The sequence below is a fragment of the Streptomyces sp. NRRL F-2580 genome (assembly GCF_000720115.1).
Classification (GTDB): domain Bacteria; phylum Actinomycetota; class Actinomycetes; order Streptomycetales; family Streptomycetaceae; genus Streptomyces.
In genome coordinates, this window is sequence record NZ_JOIR01000023.1 from 82,487 (window position 1) to 107,337 (window position 24,851).

Genomic DNA, 24,851 nt, shown 5'->3' on the forward strand with positions numbered 1-24,851 from the left:
CGCTACTTGGCGCAGATCGCCTTGTCGGCCTGGGCCTGCTGGACGTCCTCCGGAAGCTGCTGCGGGACCGGCGCCCCGAGCGGTGCCCCCGGCTTGTCGAAGTCCGGCCCCAGCGTCAGCTTCAACGGGGCCTTCGCCGCCGCGTCCGCCGTCCCCATCTTCAGTGCGGTGGCCGGCAGCCCCAGGGCGTCCGCGAGCGCCCGGGCCTGGTCGGCCTGGTTGGGCGCGTACTCCAGCTGCGTGGCACCGACCTTCGCCGGGGCGTTGCCCTGGTTGCTGGACTTGGACATCCCCTTGGTGTTCTGCAGCCAGTTCAAAGTGGTGGAGGCCGCGCCCGAGGGCCCGCCGCCGTTGTAGACGCTCACCCGCACGTCCGCCGCGGGCGCCCGGTTGCCCTGGAGCAGCGCGTCCTGCTTGGCCTTCGCGTCCGCGTCGGCCGCCTCCTTCGCCGCCTGCTCCTTCTTCTCGACCTCCGTGAGCGAGACGTCCCCCCGGATCATCTGCAGCAGCGGGTCGGCCAGGGACTTCTCGACGACGACGGTCGCCTTCTTGCCCTCCGGTTCGGCCGGATTGTCCTTCACGGGCAGGGTGGTGAAGGTGACGTTCTTCGTGTCGATGTTCTTCAGCTCGCCGGCCAGGTCGGTGAGTTTGGAGATGGACCCGATCCCCGAGTCCACGCCCAGCGACTTGGTGGCCGCCTCCGCGAGGGACAGGAACTTCTTGGGACTGGTCAGCGTCTCCTTGGACTTCATCTCACGCATCATCGAACCCAGGAACTGCTGCTGGATCCTGATCCGGTCGAGGTCGCTGTTGTTGCCGAAGCCGTGCCGGGTACGGACGAAGGCCAGGGCCTGCTCGCCCTCCAGCCGGTGTTCGCCGGGGCCCAGCTTGAGGTGCGAACCCTCCTCGTCGTTCACGGCCTTGTCCAGGCACACCGGTACGCCGCCGACCGCCGTGCTCAACGTCTTGACGGCGTTGAAGTCGGCCATCATGAAGTGGTCGACCTCGATCCCGGTGAGTTCCTTGACCGTGCGCATGGTGCAGCCCGCGTCCCGGCCCTCCTGGCCCAGGCTGGTGTTGAAGCGGGTGTTCTTGACGGGCGGGATCGTCTTCGTCGAACCGTCGGGCTGCTTCGTCGGGCAGGCCGGGATGTTGGTGATCAGGTCGCGGGGGATGGACAGTGCGGTCGCGTTCGTCCGGTCCTTCGAGACGTGGAACAGGATCGTGGTGTCGGCGTGGCCGACGCTGTCCTTGTCCCCGTAGCCCTCGTTGCCGGCGCCGCTGCGCTTGTCGGTGCCGATGACCAGGATGTTGATGGGCTGGTCCTTCTTGAAACCGCCCGTGCCCGCTCCCGCGACGTCGGTGACGCTCAGGTTGCCGTTCAGGTGGTCGTAGTAGAGGTACGCCGCCGTGGCGCCGCCGACCAGCAGGAGCGCCAGCGTCCCGCTGGTGATCAGCAGCGCCTTCTTACGGCGTCCGCCGCCACCGCCGCCCTTGCGGGAGCGGCCGCCGCGCCGGCCGGGCGGGCCGTCGCCGCGGCGCGGCTTCGGTACACCGGGGGAGGGGGCGGTGGGAGCGGCAGGGGCCGACGCGGTTCTGCGGGGCGCGGCGACCCGGGGCCGCTGCTGCGCCTGCGCAGCGGAGTCGCCCAGTTGCAGTTCGTAGCTGCCTGTGCGGGGGTTGAGCACCCACTGGTCGGCGGGGTCGATCTCGTCCGCCCGTCCACGGCTTTGCGCATCCACGGTTGCTCGAATCCTCCGTCGGTGCCTCGCGACGCGCCTCCCCCAGGCGCCCGGTCAACGATCCGGCTGCTGGCGCCCGGTCTCTGGTCCGGCCGGGCACCGGATCGCTCACCTTATCCGCCCTGTTCAGCCGCAAACCATGCTGGTGACAAATTCCACTCCCCTTATAACGGGGTGAACCGCCCATCCCACTCGGTTCGGTCACCGGCTTTTGGGATTGCTTTACCGGCAGTCGGCGTTCTCCGCCGTGGTGCCGGTAAAGGTGGGGACGGGAACGGGGGGTGTGACGGTTCCCCCGGTGGCCGTCCCGGCCGTCGCGGCCGGTTCGGTGCCGTCCGTGGGCTCGGGCGTGAGGGCGGGCGGGGGCGTGGCCGAGGGGGTGGCGGAGGCGGCGCCGGAGGATGTGGGCGCGGGTGTGGCCGAGGGCGCGGATGTGGGCGTGGTCACGGCCTCCGGCGGGGCGACCGTCACCGGCTGGTCCGTCCGCAACTGCTGGAACAGCCGCGCCGCGTCCGGCTCCGCCAGCTCGTCCCGGTTCGGGTCGGCGGAGTAGGGCCGGCGGGGCACGGTCAGGAACTTCACCTGGTCCGTCGGTATGTCCCGCATGCCGCGCACGAGTTCGTACAGGCCGCGCAGCGAGGCCAGTCCGGGGTCCGTGGTCACCGAGGAGGTCGCCGCGTCCAGCAGCGGGTACAGCCGGGCCGGATTCAGCAGGACCCCGTTGCTCTTCACCTTCTTGACGAGCGAGCCGAGGAACTGCTGCTGGCGCTCCATCCGTTCGGTGTCACTGCCGTTGCCCAGGCTGTACCGGGCGCGGACGAAACCCAGCGACTGCTCGCCCTGGAGGGTCTGCCGCCCGGCGGCCAGCCTCAGCTTGGCCTCGGAGTCGTTCACCGGCTCCTTGAGGCAGATCTCGACCCCGCCGATGGCGTCGACCATCTTCTTGAACCCGCCGAAGTCGATCACCATGTGGTGGTCGACGCGGATCCCGGTGAGCTTCTCCACGGTACGGATCGTGCAGGCGGCCCCGCCCCACTGGAACGCCCAGTTGAACTGCGCGAACCGGTCGCCGGTGCGGCTCCCGTCCGCCTTCAGGCAGGGCGGGACCTCCGTCATCAGGTCCCGCGGTATCGACACCGCCGTCGCGCTCCTGCGGTCCTCCGGCAGGTGCAGCAGGATCGTGGTGTCCGAGCGCTCGGTTCCCTCGTCCTGCCCGTACGGGGCGTTGTCCTTGCCGGAGCGCGAGTCCGAGCCGATCAGCAGGATGTTCTGGGAGCCGCTGGCGAGGTGCGCCGGGCGGTCGCGTTCGTAGCGGCCCAGCTCGGCCGCCGCGGAGGTGTCCTCGGTGATGTTCCCGTCGAGCTTGTTGTAGAGCCACCAGCCACTGGCCGCCCCCGCCAGGACCAGGAGGGCCAGTCCGAGGCCGATCCAGCGCAGCAGCCGGCGCCGTCGGGTCCGCGGGGGCCGTCCGGCTCCCGCGGCCCCACCGGTGGCGCCCGGTATGCCTGCGCTGCCCGTCACTGGCGTCCGTCCCCTCGCCGCTACGACCTCAGGCCCGGCCGTACGGGGGAGTGCGGCCACTGCCGATCCTGCCCCCGGACCACCGGAGCAGCCTGGGGGCGGGGGTCTGTCTAGGGCCGTCCGGGTGACAAATCGCCCGTTCCCGCAGTTGAGCGGTGTGGGTGACGGGCGCGGGCACGCACGCCTTGACCGGCCCGGGCGGGGACCCCGGACGGCCTGCCCCCGGTCCGGACGGCCTGCCCCGGCCCGGACGACCCGGGCAGGGACCGCGGGCGGCCCGGACGGCGCTGGACGGGCTACACGGTGTGGGTGACGCGCTCGCTCTCGGTCCGCTGGGCCAGCGCCTGCGCCGACAGCCGGTCCAGGTTCCGGCACAGCACCACGGACCCGCCCGCGGCCAGCGGGGCGTAGAGCCCGGCCGAGAGCCCGTCCCAGGTGTCGTAGCCGAGCCCGGTCAGCACCCGCGTCTGCGCACCGAGGCCGAGCTTCACCGCGTCCTCGCGGGCGCGCGCGGTGAGCGCCGCGTACGAGAGCTCCTCGCCGCCGATCACCAGCCCGGGGTCGTCGGCGTTCACCGGCGCGAAGGGGGCGAAGCGGTCGCCCTGGCCAGGCACCTCCACCGCGTAGTCCGCGTACCCGGCCGGCGGCGCCTGCGGGAAGCGCCCGCCCAGCGGCCGCAGCGCGAGCGCCATCCGCTCGCCCTGGCACGCGAGACCCTGCTCCAGCGTGTCCGGCCCGCTGACGACGAGGTCCGCACCGGCCGGATCGCCGCCGATCTCGGCCACGACCCCGACCGAGGCGCAGGCGAGCAGCCAGACCGCACTCTGCCAGTGCGCCGGGAGCAGCAGCGCGAGCCGGTCGCCGGGTTCGGCGCCCAGGTCGCCCTGGAGCAGATTGGCGGTCTTGGCCACCCAATTGGCGAAGGTCGCGACGGACAATTCGACGCGCTCGCCGGTGGCGTCGTCGTAGAAGGTGACGAGCGGGCGGCCCGGATCGGCGGCGAGCGCGGATCGCAGCAGGTCGGCAGGGGTGCGGTCAGTGGCGTTCACCCGGCACAGGGTACGCGGGCCCGTCCCCCGTACGGGGGCCGTGGGCTCCACCGTACGGGGGAGGGGTACCCGGTCCGCCGCCGGACGCACCGTCAGTTCTCGGATGGCGCCGGGCCGTGCGGGTGCCCACCATCCTTTTCATGCGTGGATTCCTTGCTTCCTCGATCGGCGTCGCGACGGCCGCCGCACTGGCCCTGCCCCTCGCGCTCCCTACTCAGGCCCTGGCCACTCCTTCCACGGGTGCGGTCGCTCCCGTGACCCCAGGCGGGTCCACCCAGTCGCTGCCGCTCGTTCCCCTGGGGCCCTCGGCGGACCGCACCCCCGGCGTGCCCGGCATGAGCGCCGCGCCCCGCGGGCCCGAGACGCAGGGCCTCGGCGCCCGCGAGGTCAAGACGTTCTCGCTGGTCGGCGTCGTCTGGGACGACGCCGGCACCGAACTCCACGGGCGCGTCCAGGTCCGTACCCGCTCCGCCCGGACCGCCACCTGGTCCGACTGGCAGGACGTCGAGATCCACAACAGCGAGCACGCGGCCGACCCCGGCGCGGCGGAACGCGCGTCCGGCCGCGTCCGCGGCGCCACCGCCCCGCTGTGGGTCGGCGAGTCCGACGGCGTCGAAGTCCGCGTCCAGGCGGAACCCGGCGACGCCCCGGCCACCCGCCCGGGATCCCGGCTGCCCTCGGGCATGCGGATCGAGCTCGTCGACCCGGGCGCGGACGCGCCCGTCAGGGCGGCGGACGGCAAGAACGGCGGCCCGGTGGGCGACGACAAGGGCGAGGTGGTCGCCCCGGGCATGACGATGGAGATGGCCGAATCCTCCGCGGCGAACGTGCCGCACGCCGCGCTCGGCGCCGACGAGATCCCGGAGCTGAACAAGGCCGACTCCACCGCCGACGCCGTCTTCGCGAGCGACGGCGAACTGACCGCGGCGGCCGCCCCGTTCATCGGCCCGCGCCCGCGCATCGTCACCCGCAAGGGATGGGGCGCCGACGAGTCCCTGCGCGAGAAGGCCTTCGTCTACACCAGCACGGTGAAGGCGGCCTTCGTCCACCACAGCGCCTCCGGCAACAACTACGCCTGCAAGGACGCCCCGGCGGTGCTGCGCAGCCTGTACCGCTACCACGTGATCAGCAGCGGCTGGCGCGACCTCGGCTACAACTTCGCCGTCGACAAGTGCGGCACCGTCTACGAGGGCCGCGCGGGCGGCGTCTCCAAGGCGGTGCTCGGCGCCCACACCATGGGCTTCAACACGAACAGCATGGGCGTCGTGGTGCTCGGCACCTACACCTCGGCTCCGCCCCCGGCCGTGGCGGTCGACGCGGTCGCCCGCCTCACGGCCTGGAAGCTCGGCCTCTTCGGCCGCGACCCGCGCGGGAAGACGACCCTGACGTCGGGCGGCGGCAACCGCTACCCCAAGGGCAAGAACGTGTCGATGAACGTCATCTCGGGCCACCGCGACGGCTTCGCCACGGAATGCCCGGGCAAGAAGCTGTACGGCAAACTCCCGGCGACGCGGACGAACTCGGCAAAACTCCAAGGCCGCCCTTAGCCTCCGGCGGTCCGCAGGTTCGATCCGCGCGGCCCCGTCCCCGCAGCCGCCGGGGGCTCCGCCCCCAGACCACCGCTGCCGGGGCTCCGCCCCGAACCCCTACGGCGCTCCGCGCCCGCGCCTCAAGCGCCGGCGAGGCTGACATTGCCGCTCCGCGGCAATCCCGCCTGCCGGGCGGGAGCCCCTGGCGGTCCCACCGCTGCCGGGGCTCCGCCCCGAACCCCTACGGCGCTCCGCGCCCGCGCCTCAAGCGCCGGCGGGGCTGACATTGCCGCTCCGCGGCAGTCCAGCCCGCCGGGCGGCACATGTCAGCGCAGCTCGGCCACATCCAGCCCCGCCGGCGTTTGAGGCGATCTTTCAGCCCCTCCGGCGTTTGAGGAGCGGGGTGCGGGGCGGAGCCCGGCGGGTTCGGGCGGAGCCCGGCGGGGCTAGGCTCGACGCATGGCCGGCCGCTTCGATCCACTCACCCGTACCGCCGTGCGCGGCGGCCGCACCGACGTCCCCCCGGACCGAGGGGACACCGCCACCGCCACCGCCGGCGCCAGGGAACGCCACTGGACCCCCGACGGTCCGCTCGACCTCGGCCTGACCCTCGGCCCCCTCAGACGCGGCCCCGCCGACCCCACCTTCCGCACCACCCCCGACGGCTCGGTCTGGCGCACCGCCCGCACCCCGCAGGGCCCGGCCACCCTCCGCGTGGCCCGCGCGGGCGAGCAGGTGCACGCCGAGGCCTGGGGCCCCGGCGCCGACTGGTTCCTCGAACAGCTCCCCGTGCTCCTCGGCGCCGGCGACGACCCCGCCGCCTTCGTCCCCCGCCACCGCCTCGTGCACGCCAGCCACCGCCGCCGCCCGGGCCTGCGGCTCACCCGTACCGGCATGGTCCTGGAGTCCCTGATCCCCACGATCCTGGAGCAGAAGGTCACCGCCGACGAGGCCTACCGCGCCTGGCGCCGCCTCGTGAGGCAGTACGGCGAGCCCGCGCCCGGGCCGCAGGACCTGTACGTCGTGCCCGACGCCCGCACCTGGGCCATGATCCCGTCCTGGGACTGGCACAAGGCCGGCGTCGACGCCAAGCGCTCCGCCACCATCGTCCGGGCCGCCCGCGTGGCGAACCGTCTGGAGGAGGCCGCCGCCATGGCCCCGGCCGAGGCCGTGCGCAGGCTGGAGGCCGTTCCCGGGATCGGCCCGTGGACCTCCGCCGAGACCCTCCAGCGCAGCAACGGCGACCCCGACGCCGTGACCACGGGCGACCTCCACCTGCCCGGCATCATCGGCTACGCCCTCGTCGGCGACCGCGACACCGACGACGACGCCATGCTGGAGCTCCTCGCCCCGTACGCCGGGCAGCGCCACCGCGCCGCCCGGCTCATCCTCCTCGCGGGCCACACCCCGCCCCGCCGCACGCCCCGCATGCCGCGCGGCGACATCGGCCGGCTCTGACGCGTCCGACCCGAAGGCTCTGACGCGTCCGACCCGTAGGCCCACCGCGCCCGGGTCAGCGGACCGTGATGAAGTCCTCCGCCGTCCGGGGCGGCCGCCCGGCCGGAGCCGAGGCGGGGTGGCCCACCGCGACCGCCCCCATCGGGTCCCAGTCCTGCGGCAGCCCCAGCACCTCCCGCACCACGTCCCGGCAGAACATCGTCGAGGACACCCACGCCGACCCCAGCCGCTCCCCGGCCAGCGCGACCAGCAGGTTCTGCACGCCCGCGCCCATCGCGACCACGAACATCTCCCGCTCCGCCGCGTCCCGGCGCGCGTGCCCGTAGTGGTGCGCGCCGTCCGTCACCAGGCACGGCACCACCAGGTACGGGGCGCCCCGCAGCACGTCCCCGCGCCGCACCCGCTTCGCCACGGACTCCTCGGACTTGCCGTCCGCCCGCAGGTCCGCGATCCACGCGTCCCGCATCGCGTCCAGCAGTCGGGTCCGCGAGGCCTCGGACTCCAGCAGCACGAACCGCCACGGCGTCGTGTGGTGCGGGGCCGGGGCCGTCACGGCCGCCGCCACCGCCCGCCGGACCGCGCCCGGGTCCACCGGCTCCGCCGTGAAGGCCCGTACGGTACGGCGCTGCGTGACGGCTTCCCGTACCGCCTCCGAGGTGCCCAGCCGGAACATGTCGTCGGCGGGGGTGCGCACCAGGTCCCGTGCCGAGGAGCCCTCGCCCAGGACGTGGGCCAGGCCGCGCACGACGGCCACGGGCAGCCCGGCCGTCTTGCCCTTGACCAGGTCGCCGGCGGCGGCCAGTTCGTCCGCGATCGCCACGACCGTCGCGCTCAGCGGATTGCCGTGCGCGTCCGTGCCCCCGCGCAGGTCGTCCAGGACCCGCACGCCGGCCGAGCCGATCGCCACGTCGGTGAGTCCGGTGCGCCACGGCCGCCCGAAGGTGTCCGTGACGACCACGCCCACGTCCACGGAGAGGACGTCGCGCACCCCGGCGCGGATCGCGGCGGCGGAGGCGTCGGGGTCCTCGGGCAGCAGCAGCACCGTGCCGGGGGCGGTGTTGGAGGCGTCCACCCCGGCGGCGGCCATCACCAGGCCCTGCCGGTTCTCGACGATGCGCAGGGGGCCCCGGCGCGCGACCACCCGTACGGTCTCCGCGTCTATGGCAGCCTCGCGCGAGTCCGCCTCCACGATCCGGCCCTCGGCCTTGGAGACGATCTTCGACGTGACGAGCAGGACGTCCCCGTCGCGCAGGTCGGGCGCGGCCGTCGTGATCAGCTTCGCCAGGTCGTCGCCCGGCCTGATCTCCGGCATCCCGTCGACGGCCCGCACCTCGTACGAGGGACTGTGCTCGCGAGACGCGTGCCCGGTGGTCGGCTCCGTCACCGGGAGGCCTCCGCCAGTTCCAGCGCGGCCCGGGCCATCTCCGCGGTGGCCTCCAGGTCGGTCATCATCAGCGGCACCGCGCGGCAGGTGATGCCGGCGGCCTCCACCTCGGCGACGGCGTCCGCGTCGGCGGTGTCCACCAGCCAGCCGTCGAGCAGCCCGGTCCCGTAGTGCAGGGCGACCGCCGCGGCCGTGGCCTCGACGCCGACCGCGGCCAGCACCTTGTCGGCCATGCCGCGCACGGGCGCGCCCCCGACGATGGGGGAGAGGCCGATCACGGGCGCCCCGGCGGCGGCCACGGCTTCCCGGATGCCGGGCACGGAGAGGATCGTCCCGACCGAGACCACGGGGTTCGAGGGCGGGAAGAGGATCACGTCGGCGGCGGCGATGGCCTCCAGCACGCCGGGCGCGGGCTTGGCCTGCTCGGCGCCGACGGGTACGACGGCCTCCGCGTCCACCGCGGCGCGCAGCCGGACCCAGTACTCCTGGAAGTGGATGACCCGTCGCTCTCCCGTCCCCGCCTCGGTGATCGCGACGTGGGTCTCGACCCGGTCGTCGGACATGGGCAGCAGCCGCACTCCGGGCCGCCAGCGGTCACAGAGGGCCTCGGTGACGGCGCTCAGCGGGTAGCCCGCGCCGAGCATCTGCGTACGGACGATGTGGGTGGCGAAGTCGCGGTCGCCGAGGCCGAACCAGGTGGGGCCGACCCCGTACGCCGCGAGCTCCTCCTTGACGGTGAAGGACTCGTCGGTGCGGCCCCAGCCCTGCTCCTCGTTGATGCCACCGCCGAGGGTGTACATCACCGTGTCGAGGTCGGGGCACACCTTGAGCCCGAACAGGTGGATGTCGTCACCGGTGTTGCCGATGACCGTGATGTCCGCGTCGGGCACTGCCGACTTGAGTCCGCGAAGGAACCGGGCGCCGCCTATACCGCCGGCCAGAACAACAATGCGCATGCGGACAGTCTGTCAGCCGGAGGCTGCCGCTGAGGGGTGGTGGTCGGTGGGGGCACCTCCCAGCGGCAGCTGGGGGAGGGTGGGACGGTCAGCGGGGCGACGGGAGGGTCAGGCGGGTACGGACTCGGACTCGGCCGGGGAGCAGCTGTGCATCGGCATCTCGGTCAGGCCGGGGAAGTACACGTGCAGGCTGACCGCGCCGTCGAGGGTGTCGTTGACGACCTCGTGCGCGAAGCCGGGGGCGAGGACGCGCTGGGTTCCGGGGCGGTGGGCGAGCCGTCCGCGTGAGGTGTGCTCGGTGAGCTCGCCTTCGAGCACGGTCAGGACGCCGGAGGAGGCGCCGTGGTCATGCGGGCCGCTGCCCTGGCCGGGGACCCAGCTGAGCAGCCAGACCTCGTAGCCCGGGCCGGTGCGCAGCCGGTGGTACCAGCGGGTGGTGGCGTCGTACCGGACGAGGTGCTCCCAGGAGGCGCGGTCCTCGGCGATGGAGCGGGCGAGGCCGACGAACTCGGCGACGGTGGCCGGGTGTTCCCGGGCGGGCTGGAGGAGGTGCTGGACGGCGAGGATGTCGCCGGCGATCTGCAGGTCGCTCTCTACGGGCGCTGCGGGCGCTGCGGTGACGGGAGCGGCAGGGGCGGCGGCGGTGGGGGTGGCGCTGTACGTGCTGTTCATCGTGGGGGTTACCTCGACGGATGTCAGTCGTGCTGGCGGTTGCTGTGGGGGCGGGCCGGAGCTCACGGGAGCCGGGGCTCCGGGGGCATCAACAGCTGCAACAGCAACAGCGAACCTGGGCAGCGCACAGGAACCCACGAATGGGGGTCCGGGTGGCGACTGCGGGCGCTGACATGCGAACAAGGAGAACGGTTCGGAGGTCGGACTGTCAACCCAATGTCCGGTTTGGGGCAAAAGTTTCACCTCATCCGGTTACTGCGCGCGGAGAAAGGTTTGTGCAATCCATGGCGGGGGATGTGGCGCTGTGCCAGGACTCAAACCCAACCCGTCATCTCGTGACCGGAATGTGATCTGCGCCGCTTTCTCCGGGCGGATCGCAACCCCGCCCGTAGGTGGGTACGTGAATAACGGGTGAAGGCGGGAGTCTCGCGACACCCGATGCATGTGTCACGATTTTTGGCGATATGAACACTTTCTGCATACGCTTGGTTCCGCCGAGTGAATAAGGGGCCCAATAGCAGATCCCGGCTTGACTGCTCCGGAGCCACGCACTTGTAATTTCACTCGTGTCGTTACGTAGCGATCAGTGACGGCATCACCACGGGGACGCACAGACAGAGCGAGGGGCGCACATGACCGAGCTGTTTCAGGAACTGCTGGTCGAGGAGGCGGACGAAGAGCTCGGATGGCAGGAGCGCGCTCTCTGCGCCCAGACCGACCCCGAGTCCTTCTTCCCCGAGAAGGGCGGCTCCACCCGCGAGGCCAAGAAGGTCTGCCTCGCCTGCGAAGTCCGCTCCGAATGCCTTGAGTACGCCCTCGCCAACGACGAGCGATTCGGCATCTGGGGCGGTCTGTCCGAGCGCGAGCGCCGCCGGCTGAAAAAGGCAGCGGTCTGAAACGGCCGGGGCACCACCGACCCGGTACCCACCGCACCACGCACGACATATCGAACGCACGAAAGTCATCACACAGAGCACGACAAACGGTCCGCCTCCTGCACCTTCCCCGCAGGAGGCGGACCGTTGTGTTGCCAGCCGTTAGGGTGGGGCGCTGTCCAGCAGCCTCCGAGGGCACACCACCCCCGGACCCTCCCCCCGGCCCCGTCCGGAGGGACCCCCAGGCCGGAGGGCCAGTAGCGCGATGTCCCTGCACAGCCAGTCGGCGGCCTCCCACCAGGCCCCCGCCACACCCGAGTTCCCCCGGCACGTCGTCACCGCGGTCCTCGTCGCCCATGACGGCGCCCGCTGGCTGCCCCGGACACTCGCCGGCCTCCTCGGCCAGGAACGCCCCGCGCAGAACCACATCGCCGCCGACACCGGCAGCGCCGACGAATCCGCGCGGCTGCTCACCGAGGCCCTGGGCGACGACCGCGTCCTGCACCTCGCCCGCCGCACCGGATTCGGTACGGCCGTGGACGAAGCCGCCCGGATCGCGGGCACCCTGACCCCCGAGGACCTCCCGTACCTCAAGCGCCCCAGCGGCTGGGATCCCGTCAGCCGCACCTGGCGCGACGACACGTACGACCTCCCCGAACTCCCCCACGGCGAACCCGTCCAGTGGCTCTGGCTCCTGCACGACGACAGCGCACCCGAACCCGACGCCCTCACCGAACTGCTCCGCGTCGCCGAGGAGAACCCCGACGCCGCCGTCATCGGCCCCAAACTGCGCGGCTGGTACGACAAGAAGCAGCTCCTCGAAGCCGGCGTCACCATCGCCCGCAGCGGCCGCCGCTGGACCGGACTCGACCGCCGGGAACAGGACCAGGGCCAGCACGACCAGGTCCGCCCCGTCCTGTCCGTCTCCACCGCCGGCATGCTGGTCCGCCGCGACGTCTACGACGACCTCGGCGGCTTCGACCGCCGCCTGCCCCTGATGCGCGACGACGTCGACCTGTGCTGGCGCGCCCAGAGCGCCGGCCACACCGTCCTCGTCGCCCCCGACGCCGTCCTGCGCCACGCCGAGGCCTCCGCCCGCGAACGCCGCACCGTCGACTGCGCCGGCCGCACCGCGGCCGGCCCGCACCGCGTCGACAAGGCCGGCGCCGTCTACACCATCCTCGCCAACAGCTCCGGCCGCGCCCTGCCCTACGTCCTGCTGCGCGTCCTCCTCGGCACCGTCCTGCGCACCCTCGCCTACCTCATCGGCAAGGCCCCCGGCCAGGCCGTCGACGAGATCACCGGCCTCCTCGCCACCCTGCTGCGCCCCGGCCGGATCCTCGCCGCCCGCAAGGCCCGCCGCCGCCCCGCCGTCCCCGCCGCCGACCTGCGCCCGCTCTTCCCCCCGCCGGGCGCCTCCCTGCGGGCCAACGCGGAACAGCTCGCCGGCTACTTCGGCGGCGACCGCGACACCGACGTCGCCCCCGCGGGCCGGCACGGCGGAGGCAGCATCCTGACCGCCCCCGGCGAGGACGGCGACTACGCCGTGGCCGAGGAACGCTTCGCCCGCCTCAAGCGGATCGCCCGCAACCCCGCGCCGGTCCTCTTCGGCCTCCTCCTGCTCGTCTCCCTCGCCGCCTGCCGCGGCCTCCTCGTCGGCGGCTCCCTCATGGGCGGCGCCCTGCTGCCCGCCCCCGACAGCGGCCCCGAACTCTGGCGCGCCTACACCGACGGCTGGCAGGCCGTCGGCACCGGCTCCACCGCCTCCGCGCCCCCCTACCTCGCCGTCCTCGGCGCCCTCGCCACCCTGCTGTTCGGCTCCACCCAGGCCGCACTGACCCTGCTGCTCGTCGGATCCGTCCCGCTCGCCGGCCTCACCGCCTACTTCGCCTCCCGGCCGCTCGTCGAGTCCCGACTGCTGCGCGCCTGGGCCGCCATCGCCTACGCCTTCCTCCCCGCCGTCACCGGAGCCCTCGCCGGCGGCCGCCTCGGCACCGCCGTCCTCGCCGTCGTGCTGCCGCTCATCGCCCGCTCCGCCGTCGCCGCCTTCGCCCTCGGCGGCGGCGAGTCGACCGCCGACAAGCGCGGCAGCTGGCGCGCGGTGTGGACGTACACGCTCCTGCTGACCCTGGCCACCGCCTTCACCCCCGTGGTCTGGCCGCTCGCCGCGGTCCTCGGGACCGCCGCACTCGTCCTGCGCCGCGCGCACTGGAAGGCGTACGGCCCCCGGCTGCTCGCCACCCTCGCCGTCCCGATGGTCGTGCTCGCCCCCTGGTCGCTCGGCCTGCTCACGCACCCCGGCCGCCTCCTCCAAGAGGCCGGACTGCCCTACGGAACCGGCGCCGCCGGCGCCCTCGACCTGCTCGGCATCAACCCCGGCGGCCCCGGCACCGGCGCCGGCCTGCTGCTCGCCGGCATCGTCCTCGCCGCGCTGGCCGCCCTGCTGCGCACCGACCGCCGGTTCGCCGTCCGCACCGCCTGGGCCGCCGCCCTGGCAGCGCTGCTCCTCGCCGTCCTCGCCAACCGGACCGCCTGGGCCGGCCCCGCCACCCTCGTCTACGGACTCGCCCTGCTCGCGGCCGCCGCGCTCGGCGCGGACGGCGCCAAGGAACGGGTCGCCGCCCGCAGCTTCGGCTGGCGCCAGCCGCTGGCCGCGCTCATCGCCCTCGCGGCCGCCGCGGGCCCGGTGGTCGCCGCCGCCACCTGGATGATCGCCGGCGCCGACGGCCCGCTGGAGCGCCGCGACCCGGTCCAGGTCCCGGCCTTCGTCGCCGACGCCGGCGGCGACGACAACCAGACCCGCACCCTGATCCTCGACCTGGACCCGCCCGCCACCGTCTCCTACAGCCTCGTCCGCGGCTCCGGCGGCCGCCTCGGCGACGCCGAGATCACCGCCCGGACCGGCGGCGACCCCCGGCTCGACAAGGTCGTCTCCAACCTGGTCGCCGGCTCCGGCGCCGACCAGTCCAGCCAGCTCAGCGCCTACGCCATCCGCTTCGTGATGTTCCGCCCCGGCGGCCCCGAAGAGATCCGCCGCGTCCTCGACGCCACCCCGGGCCTGAGCCGGCGCCACCAGCAGGACGGCACCTCGCTGTGGGGCGTCGAGCCCTGGCTGCCGCGCGCCGTCATCATCTCCGCCAAGCAGGGCGAGGCCCCGATCCCGGTCGCCGCCGGACCCGTCGAGGCCCACGGCAAGATCCCCTCGGGCGAGGCCGGCCGTGTGCTGCGCATCGCCGACCGCGCCGACGCCGGCTGGCAGGCCACCCTCGACGGCAAGCCGCTCAAGGCGAAGACCCTCGACGGCTGGGCCCAGGGCTTCGAACTGCCCGCCGCGGGCGGGCACCTCGACCTCGTCCACGAGGACTCCCTCCTGCGGAGCGCCTGGTACTGGGCGCAGGGCCTCCTCGCCCTCGTCCTGCTGGTGATGGCCCTGCCGGGCCGCCGCGCCCAGCTCGACGACGACCTGCCCGAGGAGGAGGCCGCGATCCCGTCCCAGCCCGGCCCGGGCGAGGCCGGCGAGGGCCGCCGCGCCCGCCGGCTGCGCGCCGAGGCCGAGCCCGCCCCCGCACCGGTGGAGACCGCCGCGGTCGCCGACCCGTACGCGCAGATCCCGGCGCAGCCGGTCTACGGCGAGGAGGCGTACGCCTACCAGCCCTACGGCGACCAGGGCGGCTACACCTACGAGCCGCAGCCCCAGCAGCCGGCCCCGTACGAGCAGTACCCGGGATACGACCAGCAGGGACAGCAGGGACAGCAGGGACAGCCGGGACAGCAGGCCTACGAGGCCCCGTACCCACAGCAGTACCCGTACGAGCAGTACGAGCAGTACGACCCCCACGCACCGTACGACCCCCACGCACCGCACGACCCGCGTCCTGACGGGAGCCCCCAGCAGTGAAGCAGCGCGCACCCCTGACGCTGGCCGCCGTGACCGCGGCGCTGGCCGCCCTCACCGGCATCGCCGCCCTCACCGCCCCCGCCGCCGACGGCAAGACCGGCGACGGCAAGGCGGCGGCCGCGGCCCGGATGCCGGTGGAGCGGTCCCTGCTGGTGTGCCCGGGGCCCAGCTCCTCGGACATCGCGGAGACCACCTACACCTCCTTCACCCCGGGCGCCCCCGCCGGAGAGGGCAAGGGCTCGGCCCGGCTGCTCGGCGCGACCAAGGACGCCAAGCCGGTGCTGGAGGCCAAGGAACCGGGCAAGCCCGTCGGGGCCACCGCCAACGGCGCCGACGCGCCCGCCCTCACCGGCAGCGCCGACGGGGCCCTCGCCCCCGGCTGGACGGCGCAGCTGACCACCAAGGTCTCGGTCGGCCGCGCCCGCGGCCTGCTCGGCGTCGGCTGCACCGCGCCCGGCACCGACTTCTGGTTCCCCGCGGTGAGCACGGCCAAGGGCCGCGAGGACTACGTCCACCTCACCAACCCCGACGACGCCGCCGCCATCGTCGACATCAAGCTCTTCGGCCCGGACGGACTGGCCAAGCCCGAGGGCGGCGCCAGCGAGAACATCCGCGTCGACCCCAAGTCCACGAAGACCGTCCTGCTCTCCTCGCTCGTCCCGGCCGCCCAGCTCGCCGACGCCACCGCCCACGTGACGACCCGCGCGGGCCGGGTGGGCGCCTCGGTGCAGGTCGCCGAGGAGGGCGTCGGCGCCGACTGGCTGCCGGCCTCCACGGACCCGGCGGGCTCGCTGGTGCTGCCGGGCATCCCGGCCGACGCCGCCTCCGTACGGCTCGTGGCCTTCGTACCGGGCGAGGAGGACGCGGACCTGAAGGTGCGCCTGGCGGCGCCCGGCGGCGCGATCAGCCCGGCCGGCAGCGAACAACTGCACGTCAAGGCCGGCATGACGGCCGTCCTGGACCTCAAGGACCTGACCCGCGGCGAGCCCGGTTCGCTGCTGCTGGGCCCGGTCGATGCCAAGAAGGCCGCCCCGGTCGTCGCGGCGGTACGGGTGGTCCGCGGCAGCGGCGCCAAGCAGGAGCTCGGCTTCGTCCCGGCCGCCGGACCGGTCGGGACCCGGGCGACCGTGGCCGACAACCGGCCCGACGAGAACACGACCCTGCTGTCGCTGACCGCCCCCGCCGCGGACGCCAAGGTCAAGGTGACGGCCTCGCCTGGCACCGGCGGCGGCGAGCCGGCCTCCCAGGAGGTCACGGTCAAGGCGGGCACCACACAGACGCTGTCCCTGGCCCCGGCCGGCGGCAAGGGCTCCTACGCGCTCACCGTCGAGACCCTCTCGGGCGGCCCGGTCCACGCGGCCCGCACCCTGTCCCTCCCCGCCGAGGGCATCGCGATGTTCACCGTCCAGACCCTCTCGGACGACCACTCCACGGTCGCCGTCCCCCGGGCCGCCCAGGACCTCTCGGTCCTCACCAGGTAACCCGGACCCACCGGACGACGAGGCGGGGACCCCGGCGGTCCCCGCCTCCGTCAGTCCTGCCCGTACCGCGGATCCACGGTCTCGGGCGACAGCCCCAGCAGCTCCGCCACCTGCTCCACCACGATCTCGTGGACCAGCATCGCCTTCTCGTCCCGCGTCTTCGTGCGGATCTCCACCGGCCGCCGGAAGACCACGACCCGGGCCGGCCGCCCCTCACGGGACTCCGACACCGCACCCAGCGGCACCGCCTCGTCGTTCCAGCCACCGTCCGCGCCACCCGGCGGACCCGGGACGTCACCGACGAGGAACTCCACCTCGGCCAGCTGCGGCCAGCGCCGCTCCAGCCGCTCCACGGAGTCCCGTACGAGGTCCCCGAACAGCTCCGCCCGACTCGCCGCCAGCGGCACCTGAGGAGGGGCCACCGGCCCGCGCATCCCGCGTCCGTGCCGGTCCCGCCGGCGCGGACGCGGCTCGGTGGGGGCCCCTGCGGGGGGCTCGCCGGGGCAGGGAGGCAGAGGGGTGTCCATCACCCCCGCAGGGTAGCCCCGAGCACGACACGGGGGAGTGAGCGGCGGTGGAGTCGTCGCGGCCCGGTCAAGAGTGCGGTACCGTCCAACGTCGTGAGCCTTGTACGTCGTTGTTCGCGCACCGCGTGCGGCCGCCCTGCCGTCGCGACACTGACGTACGTCTACGCCGATTCGACCGCAGTTCTCGGCCCGCTCGCCACCTACGCCGAGCCCCATTGCTACGACCTGTGTGCCGAGCACTCGGAGCGCCTGACCGCCCCGCGCGGCTGGGACGTCGTCCGCCTGTCCGACGGCTCCGGGCCGTCCCGCCCCAGCGGCGACGACCTCGAAGCCCTCGCCAACGCGGTCCGCGAAGCCGCCCGCCCGCCCGGGCGCGCGGCGGAGGCCGGCGGCTCCGGCCAGGGCCGCCCGGCCACCGGCGAGACCCGTCGTGGACACCTGCGCGTCCTGAGATCGCCCGATTCCTGACGCCCCGTTCGCCTCGGTAGGCGCTCCTGGTGCAGGGTAGGTTTGCCGAACCGCACAGAACCTCAGGAGGGCAGGCAGTGGCCGCAGATCTTTCGAACATCGTCAAGGCGTATGACGTGCGTGGCGTTGTGCCGGACGAGTGGGACGAGTCCTTGGCCGAGCTGTTCGGTGGTGCGTTCGTCGAGGTGACGGGTGCTTCGGCGATCGTGATCGGCCATGACATGCGGCCGTCGTCGCCGGGTCTCTCGGCGGCGTTCGCGCGGGGTGCGGCGGCGCGTGGGGTGGATGTGACGCTGATCGGTCTGTGTTCGACGGACCAGCTGTACTACGCGTCGGGTTCGCTGGATCTGCCGGGTGCGATGTTCACGGCGTCGCACAATCCGGCGAAGTACAACGGCATCAAGCTGTGCCGTGCGGGTGCGGCTCCGGTGGGTCAGGACACGGGTCTGTCGCAGATCCGTGAGCTGGTGGAGAAGTGGGTTGAGGCGGGTGCCCCGGCGGTGGCGGCCGGCACCGTTGCGGGGACGGTCTCGGAGCTGGACAGTCTGCCGGGGTATTCCGCGCATCTGCGGGGTCTGGTGGACCTGTCGGGGATCCGTCCGCTGAAGGTGGTCGTGGACGCGGGCAACGGGATGGGCGGTCACACCGTGCCGACCGTGTTCGAGGGTCTGCCGCTGGATCTGGTCCCGATGTACTTCGAGCTGGACGGCACGTTCCCCAACCACGAGGCCAACCCGCTGGACCCGAAGAACATCGTGGACCTGCAGGCGCGGGTGCTGGCGGAGGGCGCGGACCTGGGCATCGCGTTCGACGGTGACGCGGACCGCTGCTTCATCGTGGACGAGCGCGGCGTGGGCGTCTCCCCGTCCGCGATCACGGCGCTGGTCGCGGCGCGTGAGCTGGCCCGCAACGGCGGCACGGGCACGGTGATCCACAACCTGATCACCTCCTGGTCGGTGCCGGAGGTCGTGCGTGAGAACGGTGGCACCCCGGTCCGTACGCGTGTCGGTCATTCCTTCATCAAGGAGGAGATGGCGAAGACGGGTGCGATCTTCGGCGGTGAGCACTCGGCGCACTACTACTTCAAGGACTTCTGGAACGCGGACACGGGCATGCTGGCCGCGCTGCACGTGCTGGCGGCGCTGGGCGGCCAGGACGGCCCGCTGTCGGCCCTGGTGGCCTCGTACGACCGGTACGCGGGTTCGGGTGAGATCAACTCGACGGTCGACGACCAGGCGGCCCGGCTGGCGGCGGTGAAGGCCACCTACGCGGGCCGTGAGGGAGTGACGGTGGACGAGCTGGACGGTCTGACGGCGACGGGCGAGGACTGGTGGTTCAACGTCCGCGCCTCCAACACCGAACCCCTGCTGCGCCTGAACGTCGAGGCGCGTGACGAGGCCACCCTGGCCAAGGTCCGCGACGAGGTCCTGGCCCTCATCCGAGGCTGAACAGGGCTCGCCGGTCAGGGGCGGAACAGGTTCCGCCCCCGACTCGGCCGCACCTTTCAGCGCCGGCCGCCACCAACCAGCCCCGGCGGCGTTTGAGTGGGGGTCCGGGCGGAGCCCGGTACCCGGCGGAGCCGGGATCCCCCGGCGTGAGCCACCACGCCACTCCAGCCCGCACCGGAGTTGACTCGGCGGTACGCTGACCTCGCCCCACCCCAGAACCATCCGCATGCCCGAAGGGAACCGCCCCATGCCGCTCGAAGCCGGCCTCCTGCAGATCCTCGCCTGCCCCGCCTGCCACTCGCCCCTCGAGGACAAGTCGGCCGACGAGACGGCCCCCGAGCTGATCTGCACCGGCCAGGACTGCGGCCTCGCGTACCCGGTCCGCGACGGCATCCCGGTGCTCCTGGTCGACGAGGCCCGCCGCCCCGCCTGATCATTCCGCAACCCTGGATCCGTCAACACCGCCGGAGGCCGCCATGCTCGACGAGTCGCTCCTCGACGCACCGGACGATCTCGCCCGCGTCGACCGACGGGGCCTGCTCCGCGGCGCGGCCGAGGCCGGGGCGAGAGTCCGTACCGCGGCCCGGCACGCGAACGAGGCGGGCCTCGCGGAGCTGCGGCCCGACGGCCGTCCCCGCGCGGTCCTGATCGCCGGGCCCGGCACCGCCGCCACGGGCGTCGCCGACCTGCTGGGCGCCCTCGCAGGCGCCTCCGCGCCGGTGATCCGGCTCGACCCCACCGGCGTCGCGCACGCGGCCGGCGCACTGCGCTGGGCCCTGCCCGGCTGGGCCGGCCCGATCGACCTGCTGCTCATCGCCACCACCGACGGCACCGAGCCCGGGCTGGCCGTCCTCGCCGAGCAGGCGTACCGGCGCGGCTGCACCGTCGTCGCCGTCGCCCCGGAGCGCTCGCCGCTGAGCGAGGCCGTGGACGGTGCGCACGGGCTCCTCGTACCGATGGCCAAGGCCCCGTACCAGGAGTACGACGAATCCGCCGCCGCGGGCCCCGGGGCCCTGTGGGCGCTGCTCACGCCCCTGCTGCTGCTCCTCGACAAGGTCGGCCTGATCACCGCCGCCCCCGACACCCTGCAGCTCGTCGCCGACCGGCTCGACCGCACGGCCGAACGCTGCGGGCCCGCCATCGCCACCTACTCCAACCCGGCCAAGACCCTCGCCGCCGAGCTGGCCGATTCCCTCCCGCTCATCTGGAGCGAGGGCGTCGGCGCCGCACCCGCCGGCCGCCGCTTCGCCGCCACCCTCGCCGAGCTCGCCGGCCGCCCCGCACTGGCCGCCGCGCTCCCCGAGGCACTGCCCTCCCACGGCATCCTGCTCGCCGGGGCCTTCGCGGCCGGCGCCGACCCCGAAGACTTCTTCCGCGACCGGGTCGAAGAGCCCCAGGCCCTCCGCGCCCGCATCGTCCTGCTGCGTGACCGGCCGGCGGGCGGCCTGACCGCCGCCCCCGCCGCACGCGAGCTCGCCCTCAGCCACGACACGGCCATCAGCGAGCTCGAACCGGAAGAGGGCGTCGAGCTGGAGCAACTCGCCGAACTCCTCGCCGTCACGGATTTCGCCACCGCCTACCTGGCGTTGGCCTCCGGGGGACACGGCTGAGGTACACGCTCTTGCCCCGGCTCTATCCAGGAAGACGACGATGGACCGCCTGACGAACACGATCCGCCCCTACGCCTGGGGATCCACCACGGCGCTCCCCGCGCTCCTCGGTGTCGAACCCACCGGTGAGCCCCAGGCCGAGCTGTGGATGGGCGCCCACCCCGGCGCCCCCTCCCGCCTCGACCGCGGTGCCGGACAGGTCGCCCTCTCGGACGTCATCGCCGCCGACCCCGAAGGCGAGCTCGGCGCCGCCACCGTCGCCAAGTTCGGTCCCCGGCTGCCCTTCCTCCTCAAGATCCTCGCCGCGGGCGCGCCGCTCTCCCTCCAGGTCCACCCCGACCAGGCCCAGGCCAAGGCGGGCTTCGAGGACGAGGAGCGCCGCGGGGTCCCGATCGACGCGGGGCACCGCAACTACAAGGACCCCAACCACAAGCCCGAGATGATCTGCGCGCTCACCGCGTTCGACGGGCTGTGCGGCTTCCGCGCGCCGCTGGCCGCCGCCGAACTCCTCGCGGGCCTGGACGTGGACAGCCTCAAGCCGTACGTCGACCTGCTGCACGCGCACCCCGAAGAGGCGGCCCTGCGCGAGATGCTCACCGCCGTACTGACCGCGGACCGCGCCGAGATGGCCCACACCGTCCACGAGACCGCGGCCGCCGCCGAGCGCCTGGGCGGACCGTACGCCCCGTACGCCACCCTGGCCCACCACTTCCCGGGCGACCCGGGGGTCATCGCGGCCATGCTCCTCAACCACGTCCGACTCCAGCCCGGTGAGGCGATGTTCCTCGGCGCGGGCGTCCCGCACGCCTACATCGACGGCCTCGGCGTCGAGCTGCTCGCCAACTCCGACAACGTGTTGCGCGCCGGACTCACCCCCAAACACGTGGACGTGCCCGAACTGCTGAAGATCGCGCGCTTCGAGCCGGGCGACCCGAACGTGCTGCGCCCCGAAGGTGACGGCGGCGAGGAGGTCTACGAGAGCCCCATCGACGAGTTCCGGCTCTCCCGCTTCCTCCTCGCGCCCGGCGGCGCCTCCCGCGTGCTGTCGCACGACGCCCCGCAGATCCTGCTCTGCACGGCCGGTTCGGTGACGGCCGGCGAACTGCCGCTGGCCCCCGGTGAATCGGTCTTCGTACCGGCGGGCGAAAAGGTCGAACTGTCCGGAAGCGGGACGGTCTTCCGTGCCACCGTGGTGGTCTGACGCGGCGTCCGTCCCGTCGGCTGCAACAATGTGCGGCCGGTAGTCAGCGGCTAGGAAGGACACCTGCACCCATGAGCGCGTCGGGCGGTACCAGGGCGATCGTGGCGGCACTCGCCGCCAACCTCGCCATCGCGGTAGCCAAATTCGTGGCATTCCTCTTCAGCGGATCCTCGTCGATGCTCGCGGAAAGCGTCCACTCGCTGGCGGACTCCGGGAACCAGGGGCTGCTGCTCCTCGGCGGGAAGAAGGCCAAGCGCGAGGCGACCCCGCAACACCCCTTCGGGTACGGGCGCGAGCGCTACATCTACGCCTTCCTCGTCTCCATCGTGCTCTTCACCGTCGGTGGCATGTTCGCCATCTACGAGGGCATCGAGAAGATCAACCACCCGCACCCGATCGAGGCCTGGTACTGGCCGGTCGGCGTGCTCCTCTTCGCGATCATCGCCGAGTCCTTCTCCTTCCACACCGCGATCAAGGAGTCGAACGAGATCCGGGGCAAGCAGACCTGGATCCAGTTCGTCCGGCGGGCCAAGGCCCCCGAGCTGCCCGTCGTCCTCCTGGAGGACCTCGGGGCGCTCGTCGGCCTGGTCCTGGCGCTCGGCGGCGTCGGCCTCGCCCTGCTGACCGGCAACGGCGTCTGGGACGGCATCGGCACCCTGTGCATCGGCGCCCTGCTCATCGTGATCGCCATCGTCCTGGCCGCGGAGACCAAGTCCCTGCTGCTCGGCGAGTCCGCGGGCGTCGAAGAGATCGAGAAGATCAAGACCGCGCTCGTCGACGGGGACGTCGTCACCGGCGTCATCCACATGCGGACCCTGCACCTCGGCCCGGAGGAGCTGCTGGTCGCCGCCAAGATCGCCGTCGAGGGCCACGACACCGCGACCGAGGTGGCGAACGCGATCGACGCAGCCGAGGCCCGCATCCGCGAGGCGGTCCCGATCGCCCGCGTGATCTACCTGGAGCCGGACATCTACCGCCCGGAAGCCGCCAAGTAACCCACGGACGTACGAAGGCCCCCGCGAGCACCGGCCCGCGGGGGCCTTCGCGCACCCGGCCCCGCGGGCGCCGCCCCTCAGTCCGAGGCGCCGGGAACGGGGACACCCCAGCCGGGCTGCGCCGGCGACGGCTTCCCGCGGCGCGCCACCAGCGCCACGATCCCCAGCAAACCCCCGAGCAGGAACACGAGGGCGCCGACGACCAAGAGGCCGCCCGCGACGACGAGCTCCGTCGGCCGCACGACGGCCTCGCCACGGATCGCCGACAGGGCGATGGTGCCGCCGTCCTCGGAGAGGTGCATCGAGGAGTCCGCGGAGTTCCCGCGGTTGTCACCCATGAGGAACATCCGCCCCTCGGGAACCGTCACGTCGAACGGCACGACCGCCGGAACCCACCGGTCCAGGATGTACGGCTCGTCCAACGGCTCCCCGTTGAGCCGCAGCGTGCTCTCGCCCAGCCGGTGCTCGATCCGGTCTCCGCCGCGCGCCACCACCCGCGACAGCAGGAGCCCGCCGGCCCGCCACTCCGGAACCGATGCGAGCACCACGTCCCCGCGCCCGATCTCCAGCTCCTCGCCCGCCGCCCCCATGGAGAACCAGCCGGTGTCCCCCGCCGCGTACGTCGGCCGCATGTGGTCGCCCGGTATGCGGTACTTCTCGTAGTCCACCTCCGAGTGCCCGTCGGCCGTGGCCCCGCAGACCGTCCCGCCGAGCACCAGCAGCCCGCCCGCCACCAGCAGCACGATCGCCCCGATGCCCCGTCTCCGGCCCCGCCTGCGTTCCATCCGCCCCACCCCTTCGATCCGTTCCGTGCGCGCCGCATCGTACGGAACGCGGTCGGGGCCGTGATCAGCGGATCTCACGCAGCACGCCCAGGATGAACACGACACCGAGGCGTCGGCGGCCTGCGTGGGGCACGCGGTGACGGCGAGCAGTCTCGGGCGCCCGGGCCTGCCCGGGGGCCTGCCCGCGCCCCCGTCCACGGATGGGTCTGCCGGACTGGTCACTGAGATCCACGGCGGATCAAAAGTCCGAAAGGCTCCGAAAGCGTCAGCCGGCGGGCCTGACATCACCACACGCCTTCTTCCTCGTCTGACTGGGGCTCACTCCACCGATCGGTGTAGATTCGTCGTCAGTGTCAGGCGTCGCTGCTGATGGCGGGTCGGGCGGTCCTCGCGACCGGCCGAGGGGAGAGAGGACCCCCGACGGACTGTGCTCGGTGTCCCGTCCCCAGGACGGCGCACGGACCAGCCGTACCCACCTCTCGAACCATGAGGAGCAGCACCCATGGACTTCAAGGTCGCAGACCTGTCCCTTGCCGCCTTCGGCCGCAAGGAGATCACCCTGGCCGAGCACGAGATGCCCGGCCTGATGTCGATCCGTCGCGAGTACGCCGAGGCGCAGCCGCTGGCCGGCGCGCGCATCACCGGCTCGCTGCACATGACGATCCAGACCGCGGTCCTGATCGAGACGCTGGCCGCCCTCGGCGCCGAGGTCCGCTGGGCCTCCTGCAACATCTTCTCCACCCAGGACCACGCAGCCGCCGCCATCGCGGTGGGCCCGAACGGTACCCCGGAGAACCCGCAGGGCATCCCCGTCTTCGCCTGGAAGGGCGAGACCCTGGAGGAGTACTGGTGGTGCACGGAGCAGGCGCTGACCTGGCCGAACACCCCCACCGGCGGCCCGAACATGATCCTCGACGACGGTGGTGACGCCACCCTCCTCGTCCACAAGGGCGTCGAGTTCGAGAAGGCCGGCGCGGCCCCGGACCCGTCCACCGCGGACTCCGAGGAGTACGCCCACATCCTCACCCTGCTCAACCGCACCCTCGGCGAGTCCCCCCAGAAGTGGACCCAGCTCGCGTCCGAGATCCGCGGCGTGACGGAGGAGACCACCACGGGTGTCCACCGTCTGTACGAGATGATGGCCGAGGGCACGCTGCTGTTCCCGGCGATCAACGTGAACGACGCGGTGACGAAGTCGAAGTTCGACAACAAGTACGGCTGCCGTCACTCGCTGATCGACGGCATCAACCGT

The 24,851-nt window shown here is 73.3% G+C and carries 20 protein-coding genes; 12 read left to right on the forward strand and 8 right to left on the reverse strand.

All coding sequences use genetic code 11. The features are described 5' to 3' along the window. Nucleotides 1-2: 2 nt before the first annotated feature. The 3 genes from IF88_RS0124735 to IF88_RS0124745 form a co-directional block, all read right to left on the reverse strand. A complete protein-coding gene (locus IF88_RS0124735) occupies nucleotides 3-1,742 on the reverse strand; it encodes an LCP family protein (protein WP_030716540.1) in 1,740 nt (579 codons plus the stop codon). A gap of 222 nt (nucleotides 1,743-1,964) precedes the next feature. Continuing rightward, nucleotides 1,965-3,263: an LCP family protein gene (locus IF88_RS0124740; RefSeq protein WP_030716543.1), complete on the reverse strand. Its 1,299-nt coding sequence runs from the start codon at nucleotides 3,261-3,263 to the stop codon at nucleotides 1,965-1,967. 296 nt (nucleotides 3,264-3,559) lie between these two features. Next, on the reverse strand, nucleotides 3,560-4,312 hold the full coding sequence (locus IF88_RS0124745; RefSeq protein WP_030716545.1) for a TIGR03089 family protein: 753 nt from the start codon (nucleotides 4,310-4,312) through the stop codon (nucleotides 3,560-3,562). A gap of 140 nt (nucleotides 4,313-4,452) precedes the next feature. Between IF88_RS0124745 and IF88_RS0124750 the strand changes: the two genes are divergently transcribed. Beyond that, entirely contained in the window at nucleotides 4,453-5,859 is a 1,407-nt protein-coding gene (locus tag IF88_RS0124750) for a peptidoglycan recognition protein (RefSeq protein ID WP_030716547.1), read from the forward strand. Nucleotides 5,860-6,300: 441 nt separating this feature from the next. After that, nucleotides 6,301-7,299 carry a DNA-3-methyladenine glycosylase family protein gene (locus tag IF88_RS0124755; RefSeq protein ID WP_030716550.1) on the forward strand — a complete coding sequence of 333 codons (999 nt, stop codon included), beginning with the start codon at nucleotides 6,301-6,303 and terminating at the stop codon, nucleotides 7,297-7,299. Nucleotides 7,300-7,354: 55 nt separating this feature from the next. On the opposite strand, the gene IF88_RS0124760 is transcribed toward IF88_RS0124755, so the two are convergent. The 3 genes from IF88_RS0124760 to IF88_RS0124770 all read right to left on the reverse strand — a co-directional run bounded on the left by IF88_RS0124760 (nucleotide 7,355) and on the right by IF88_RS0124770 (nucleotide 10,311). Continuing rightward, nucleotides 7,355-8,683 (reverse strand): coenzyme F420-0:L-glutamate ligase, encoded by a 1,329-nt coding sequence (locus IF88_RS0124760; protein WP_051837495.1) that lies wholly within the window; start codon nucleotides 8,681-8,683, stop codon nucleotides 7,355-7,357. After that, nucleotides 8,680-9,639: a 2-phospho-L-lactate transferase gene (cofD, locus tag IF88_RS0124765; protein WP_030716555.1), complete on the reverse strand. Its 960-nt coding sequence runs from the start codon at nucleotides 9,637-9,639 to the stop codon at nucleotides 8,680-8,682. The genes IF88_RS0124760 and cofD overlap by 4 nt, the downstream gene beginning before the upstream one ends. Before the next feature lie 108 nt (nucleotides 9,640-9,747). Further along, entirely contained in the window at nucleotides 9,748-10,311 is a 564-nt protein-coding gene (locus tag IF88_RS0124770; protein ID WP_078893108.1) for a cysteine dioxygenase, read from the reverse strand. A gap of 632 nt (nucleotides 10,312-10,943) precedes the next feature. Here IF88_RS0124770 and IF88_RS0124775 point away from each other — a divergent pair. The 3 genes from IF88_RS0124775 to IF88_RS0124785 all read left to right on the forward strand — a co-directional run bounded on the left by IF88_RS0124775 (nucleotide 10,944) and on the right by IF88_RS0124785 (nucleotide 16,565). After that, nucleotides 10,944-11,207, forward strand: a complete 264-nt coding sequence (locus tag IF88_RS0124775) for a WhiB family transcriptional regulator (protein ID WP_003983763.1) — start codon at nucleotides 10,944-10,946, stop codon at nucleotides 11,205-11,207. 244 nt (nucleotides 11,208-11,451) lie between these two features. Further along, the gene (locus IF88_RS0124780; protein WP_030716559.1) at nucleotides 11,452-15,084 is read left to right on the forward strand and encodes a glycosyltransferase family 2 protein; all 3,633 of its coding nucleotides are present in this window, start codon (nucleotides 11,452-11,454) and stop codon (nucleotides 15,082-15,084) included. Beyond that, entirely contained in the window at nucleotides 15,081-16,565 is a 1,485-nt protein-coding gene (locus IF88_RS0124785) for a DUF5719 family protein (protein WP_030716561.1), read from the forward strand. The genes IF88_RS0124780 and IF88_RS0124785 overlap by 4 nt, the downstream gene beginning before the upstream one ends. A 50-nt stretch (nucleotides 16,566-16,615) precedes the next feature. Here IF88_RS0124785 and IF88_RS0124790 read toward each other — a convergent pair whose 3' ends face one another. Then, on the reverse strand, nucleotides 16,616-17,092 hold the full coding sequence (locus tag IF88_RS0124790) for a metallopeptidase family protein (protein WP_078893109.1): 477 nt from the start codon (nucleotides 17,090-17,092) through the stop codon (nucleotides 16,616-16,618). 93 nt (nucleotides 17,093-17,185) lie between these two features. Between IF88_RS0124790 and IF88_RS0124795 the strand changes: the two genes are divergently transcribed. The 6 genes from IF88_RS0124795 to IF88_RS0124820 all read left to right on the forward strand — a co-directional run bounded on the left by IF88_RS0124795 (nucleotide 17,186) and on the right by IF88_RS0124820 (nucleotide 22,814). Beyond that, nucleotides 17,186-17,560 (forward strand): DUF3499 domain-containing protein, encoded by a 375-nt coding sequence (locus IF88_RS0124795; protein WP_030716567.1) that lies wholly within the window; start codon nucleotides 17,186-17,188, stop codon nucleotides 17,558-17,560. 77 nt (nucleotides 17,561-17,637) lie between these two features. Next, entirely contained in the window at nucleotides 17,638-19,008 is a 1,371-nt protein-coding gene (locus IF88_RS0124800; protein WP_030716570.1) for a phosphomannomutase/phosphoglucomutase, read from the forward strand. A 247-nt stretch (nucleotides 19,009-19,255) separates the two neighbouring features. Continuing rightward, on the forward strand, nucleotides 19,256-19,441 hold the full coding sequence (locus IF88_RS0124805) for a Trm112 family protein (protein WP_030015246.1): 186 nt from the start codon (nucleotides 19,256-19,258) through the stop codon (nucleotides 19,439-19,441). Between the two features lie 43 nt (nucleotides 19,442-19,484). Then, nucleotides 19,485-20,618 (forward strand): SIS domain-containing protein, encoded by a 1,134-nt coding sequence (locus IF88_RS0124810; RefSeq protein ID WP_030716573.1) that lies wholly within the window; start codon nucleotides 19,485-19,487, stop codon nucleotides 20,616-20,618. 40 nt (nucleotides 20,619-20,658) lie between these two features. Next, nucleotides 20,659-21,819 carry a mannose-6-phosphate isomerase, class I gene (gene manA / locus IF88_RS0124815; RefSeq protein ID WP_030716576.1) on the forward strand — a complete coding sequence of 387 codons (1,161 nt, stop codon included), beginning with the start codon at nucleotides 20,659-20,661 and terminating at the stop codon, nucleotides 21,817-21,819. Between the two features lie 71 nt (nucleotides 21,820-21,890). Continuing rightward, on the forward strand, nucleotides 21,891-22,814 hold the full coding sequence (locus IF88_RS0124820; RefSeq protein ID WP_030716577.1) for a cation diffusion facilitator family transporter: 924 nt from the start codon (nucleotides 21,891-21,893) through the stop codon (nucleotides 22,812-22,814). A 77-nt stretch (nucleotides 22,815-22,891) separates the two neighbouring features. Here the strand turns inward: IF88_RS0124820 and lepB are convergent, their stop codons facing one another. Next, nucleotides 22,892-23,599 (reverse strand): signal peptidase I, encoded by a 708-nt coding sequence (gene lepB, locus IF88_RS0124825; RefSeq protein ID WP_051837498.1) that lies wholly within the window; start codon nucleotides 23,597-23,599, stop codon nucleotides 22,892-22,894. 502 nt (nucleotides 23,600-24,101) lie between these two features. Here lepB and IF88_RS0124830 point away from each other — a divergent pair. After that, nucleotides 24,102-24,851, forward strand: a 750-nt coding sequence (locus tag IF88_RS0124830; RefSeq protein ID WP_030716579.1) for an adenosylhomocysteinase, incomplete at its 3' end; no start/stop codon positions are given.